This is a genomic window from Oleiphilus sp. HI0123 (genome assembly GCF_001635315.1).
The window spans coordinates 1-5,102 of the sequence record NZ_LWGE01001255.1 but is presented as its reverse complement, the minus strand read 5'-3'; the positions used below and the strand labels follow the sequence as shown (position 1 = coordinate 5,102).

The 5,102-nt window shown below is 42.8% G+C and carries 4 protein-coding genes; all 4 read left to right on the top strand.

All coding sequences use genetic code 11. The features are described from left to right. The first annotated feature begins 101 nt into the window (after positions 1-101). Positions 102-503, top strand: coding sequence for a DUF86 domain-containing protein (locus A3761_RS14795; RefSeq protein ID WP_068553603.1), 402 nt, complete (start codon positions 102-104; stop codon positions 501-503). Positions 504-1,153: 650 nt separating this feature from the next. Further along, positions 1,154-3,622, top strand: coding sequence for an SLBB domain-containing protein (locus tag A3761_RS14790; protein WP_068750417.1), 2,469 nt, complete (start codon positions 1,154-1,156; stop codon positions 3,620-3,622). Further along, positions 3,623-4,222: an adenylyl-sulfate kinase gene (gene cysC, locus A3761_RS14785; RefSeq protein ID WP_068739437.1), complete on the top strand. Its 600-nt coding sequence runs from the start codon at positions 3,623-3,625 to the stop codon at positions 4,220-4,222. It begins immediately after the preceding gene. Between the two features lie 40 nt (positions 4,223-4,262). Then, positions 4,263-5,102: Wzz/FepE/Etk N-terminal domain-containing protein (locus tag A3761_RS14780; RefSeq protein WP_068750415.1), on the top strand; the 840-nt coding region annotated here is incomplete at its 3' end.

Here is a 5,102-nt window from a genome sequence, read left to right as displayed (position 1 = left end):
GATGCCTTTCGAAACGCGTGTTCTCAGCATGTATGGCCGTTTACAAGAGGGGCGTGAAGCGATTATGGCTGACTTTGTCGCTCAGCTTAAAGGAATGAAGCATGGATGATGTCATACTGAATAAACTCGCAACAATAAAACGGTGTTTGCAGCGAGTTCGCGAGGAATTTACTAGCGAGGCAGAGTTTAAACAAAATTACACCAAACAAGATTCTGTCTTATTGAATATTCAAAGAGCGTGTGAGGCCTCAATTGATATAGCAAATTATCTAATTCGCGTGCACCGGCTGGGAATACCTCAGTCGGCACGTGATAGTTTCGATATTCTAGCAGGGGCAAAATTGATTACGGTCGACATCTCTGGCGCGATGAAGCGAATGGTTGGCTTAAGAAATATTGCAGTGCATGATTACCAAACGCTCGATTTAGATATTGTGATTTCAGTAATTGAAAAGCACTTGTCAGATTTCGAAGGTTTTAGTGCAGAAGTTATTTCGGAGTAGTGAGAAGTAGCCCTTAAAGATCAAAACGCAAAAGCAGATTCACCACAGAGGGCACAGAGAGGCCTGCGGCCTACACCGAGAAAAGATAATAGCTTTTTAGTGTGTCTCAATCTCTTCCTCTGTGCAGCGAAGCGCTCGGTGTCCTCGGTGGTTCAAGTGTTTGTTTCTTAAAGATCAAAACATAAAAGACGGTTCACCACAGAGGGCACAGAGCGGCCTACGGCCTACACAGAGAAAAGATTAAAGCTTTCATTTAGATGTGTCTCAATCCCTTCCTCTGTGCAGCGAAGCGCCCGGTGTCCTCGGTGGTTCATCGGTTTATCCCTTAAAGATTAAGACATAAAAGCTGATTCACCACCGAGAACACAGAGCGGCCTGTGGCCTGCACCGAGAAAAGATAATAGCTTTCTTTAGATGTGTCTCAATCTCTTCCTCTGTGTAGCGAAGCGCTCGGTGTCCTCGGTGGTTCAAATGTTTATTTCTTAGGGTTCCAAGGAATGACAAACATCAAATAATGTAAACAAATGTTAAAATAGACCACTCCACCAACTAGTAAGCCCCTCCTTTAAATGCTAAATTAGCGCCCATTAAGATGATCGTCATGCATGGTCATCACAGTGAAGTACTCTCTAATAATGATGGAATCAGGAATGATCGATACACTCTCTCGCCTAAGGCTCACTGGGCGTGCATTTCTTTTTGTAATAGCAGCTTTATTCTCGCTTCAATCTATTGCCCTACAGCCTACACCGGCGCAGCTCGAACAGTTTAAGGGTCTACCTGCAGCTGAGCAGGCTCGTTTAGCCAAGCAGTTTGGTGTGGATATTCCCAATGTAAATGCTGCGCAAACGCCTGTGGTTGCACAAACTAACAGCGTCATGCCAGTGGCTCAGCAGCAAGTAGCTGAGTCTGTGGGCGGAGAGATTAACACCAATACTGAAATGGAAGAAGGCAAACTGCCTGCTTTCGGCTACGACCTATTCGCCGGCCAGCCAACGACCTTTGCACCTATTACTGATGTTCCTGTTTCATCTGATTATGTATTAGGCCCGGGTGATTCACTAAAAGTGAATCTCTATGGTAAAGAAAGCCAATTCTTCGAATTGGTCGTTGATCAGGAGGGGCAGGTTTATATCCCTGACTTAGGCCCAATGAGTTTAGCTGGCCTAGACTTCTCTGAAGCCAAAGAAAAAATAAAAAAGACGATTGATCAAAAGATGATTGGTGTTAAAGCCAGTGTTTCGATGGGAAGCTTGCGTTCGATTCGGGTCTTTGTATTGGGTGAAGCTCGTGTACCGGGTTCCTATGTGATTAGCTCTCTCTCGACCATGACCAATGCGCTAGTGTTGAGTGGTGGTGTTTCAGAGTTGGGTTCACTGCGTAATATTCAGTTAAAACGCAAAGGTAAGCTTGTTCAATCGCTCGACGTATATGACTTGCTGCTAAAAGGCGACACCTCGGTTGATGCACAGCTCAAATCTGGTGATGTGGTATTTATTCCAGCTGTTGGCCCTCAAGTAGCAATAAAGGGCCAAATTAAACGCCCAGCATATTATGAGCTTAAAGGTAGTGGCTCCGTTTCTGATCTTCTCTCATATTCCGGTGGTATGTTGGCTTCAGCTTACCCTCAAGGCGCGACGCTTGAACGGGTTAATGAGCAAAATGAACGTGAGTTCCTGAATTTAGACTTATCATTAAATGCTGATATAAACCGCACTTTAAAAAATGGTGACCAGATTACCTTACCTAAAATTCTGCCGAAGGTAGAAAATGTAATTAAAGTGGCTGGCCATGTAGAGCGTGCCGAAACGCGCCGTTGGACGCCCGGTTTACGAGTGAGTGATATCATTCAAAGTATTGAATACTTAAAGCCGGAGCCAGACCTAAATTATGCGTTAATCAAACGCTATTCAAAACCTGAGCGAACATTAAGTGTTCACTCTTTTAGAATCGCAGATGCATTGAAATCTCAGCAAAGCGAAGCAGATCCAGTGCTACAAGACCTAGATGAGCTAGTGTTCTTTGGCCTATATGGTGATCGCTCTGAAGAAGTTGTTAAGTTAGTGGAAGAACTGCGTCAGCAAGCAAGTATTTCTACTCCTTCAAAAGAAGTATCGGTCGGTGGCAACGTTCGTTACCCAGGTGTTTATCCCTTAGTTGAAAATATGACTGTCGAGAACTTGCTTTCTGCCGCTGGTGGCCTGACAGAAAAAGCTTACCTATCAAGCGCTGAATTGAACAGAACAACCATTAATGAGCAGCAAGATAGAGTACAAGATAGAAGAGTTATTCAACTTTCTGATGCGAGTGCCATATCAAGCAAGCTTCAGGCAAGAGATGTACTAACCGTTAAAGCAATTCCAGAATGGGCAGAGACTAAACAAATTACCTTACGCGGTGAAGTGAAGTTCCCAGGTGTTTACCCCTTCCATAAAAACGACACCTTGGCAGACGTAATTGAACGTGCTGGCGGTTTGACTGAATATGCTTATGCACCTGGAGCAATGTTTACACGAGAAGACTTAAAGGCTCAGCAGGCCCAGCAGCTAAGAGAAATGCAAGCGCGATTAGAGGCTGATATAGCCAAAGCCGAAGTGGTTGCAGCAAATCAAACAACGCTTGATGCAAGTAAAGCTCAGGGTTTAGGAGAGGCTCAGGGTTTATTGGATAAACTCAAGACTACTCCTGCCCTAGGTCGTCTAGTTATTGATCTAGAGAAGGTTATAGCAGGGCAAGACGCTTATTCAATATCGCTTAAGGATGGAGATGAACTATTCATCCCCGAGAGAAAGAGCTCCGTGACAGTCATTGGTGAAGTCCAGCTTCCTGTATCTCAACTCTTCGAACAAGAGCTGGATTACTGGGATTATATCGAGCGTAGCGGTGGCCTAACAGATAAAGCAGATGATGAACGTATTTATATTATTAAAGCTAATGGCGGGGTTCAGATGCCTGACTCGTCTAGTTGGTTTGCAAGTAATGATTCTCAACTAGCGCCGGGCGATACTGTGGTTGTGCCGCTTGATGCGGATAAAATTGACCAAGTTGTTTTGTGGCGTGATATGAGTCAGATATTTTATCAGATTGCTTTGGGTGCTGCTGCTGTGGGGAGTTTGTAAATGGCTGAGAATAATATCGTTTGGCATGAACAAAACGTTTCAAGAGCAGAGCGCTCTGTTCTTAAAAAACAAAAGCCTTGTTTGATTTGGTTTACAGGTCTAAGTGGTGCTGGGAAATCAACGATTGCAAATGCTTTAGACCGTTGGCTGCATGACAATGGTTACCATACTTACCTTTTAGATGGTGATAATGTTCGTCACGGTTTAAATAAAGATTTAGGCTTTTCTGATGAGGATCGAGTTGAGAATATTCGAAGAGTAGGGGAAGTATCAGGTTTATTTGTTGATGCGGGGGTAATCACATTAAGTGCTTTTATTTCACCATTTAGGAGCGAACGTCGAATGGTGAGAGATATGTTTGCTGAAGGTGAGTTCATTGAGGTGTTTGTTAATACTCCATTTTCTATCTGTGAAGAAAGAGATCCTAAAGGGTTGTATAAACAAGCTCGAGCGGGAAAGATAAAGAATTTTACTGGGATTGATTCAGCTTATGAAAAGCCAGAAAAGCCAGAAATAAACATCGATACTTCAAAGTACTCAGTGGCTATTATCGTTGATACAATTACCTCCGAACTAAAGCGGCGAGGGATCTTGTTTTAATGAAAAATATTGTTCAACAGTTAAGGCATTATATTCTAGCATGAATGATACTAAGAGTTGTGAAAACAAAATTTCCAATGATACTGTAGATAAAATATCTTTGTTTCAGTTGGCTATAGCAGTATGGGAATACAAGGGTCGAGTAATAATCACGCTAACCTTGTTCGCTGTACTAGGGGTGTTATTCGCAAAAAGTCTTCCGGATATATACAGAGCTGATGCTCTTTTGGCTCCTGTAGAAGAGTCAGCTGGAGGATTAGGTGGTATGGCTTCTCAGTTTGGAGGGTTGGCTAGCTTGGCAGGAATAAACCTTCGTGGTACTTCTAGTCGCTCGGATCAGTTTGTTGAAATAATTAAGTCTAAAGCTTTTATTATGTCTTTTATCGAACGGCATAAGTTGCTGGTTCCGTTGATTGCATCTAAATCTTGGGACATGGATTCAAATAGTTTGGTTATAGATTATGACGTATATGATAATGTTCGTAGCGAGTGGGTTAGGGAGGTGAAGCCGCCAAAAACTGTTATACCTTCACTTTTGGAAGGGTATGAGCGATTCATGAAGCTATTTAGTGTGACTAAAGACTCTAAAAACGGTTTGGTGAAACTCTCATTGGATTTTTATTCTCCCACCCTCGTACAAGAATGGCTTAATTTGATTATTAGTGACATAAACGAACAGATACGAAGCCGGGATATACTTGAAGCTGAGCAGAGTATTGCATATTTACAGGAGCAGCTTGGCGAGGATCAAACTCACTCAATGGAAAGTGCTTTTTATCAATTGATTGAGCAGCAGACGCAAACGATTATGCTAGCCAAAGTTAGAAAAGAGTATGCTTTTTCTGTAATCGATCCAGCTATTTCTCCTGAAAAGAAGGTA

Bases quoted from the DNA above. Each gene is read 5' to 3' on its own strand.
- cysC (WP_068739437.1), top strand. From the start codon at position 3,623: ATGGCTGAGAATAATATCGTTTGGCATGAACAAAACGTTTCAAGAGCA.
- A3761_RS14790 (WP_068750417.1), top strand. From the start codon at position 1,154: ATGATCGATACACTCTCTCGCCTAAGGCTCACTGGGCGTGCATTTCTT.
- A3761_RS14795 (WP_068553603.1), top strand. From the start codon at position 102: ATGGATGATGTCATACTGAATAAACTCGCAACAATAAAACGGTGTTTG.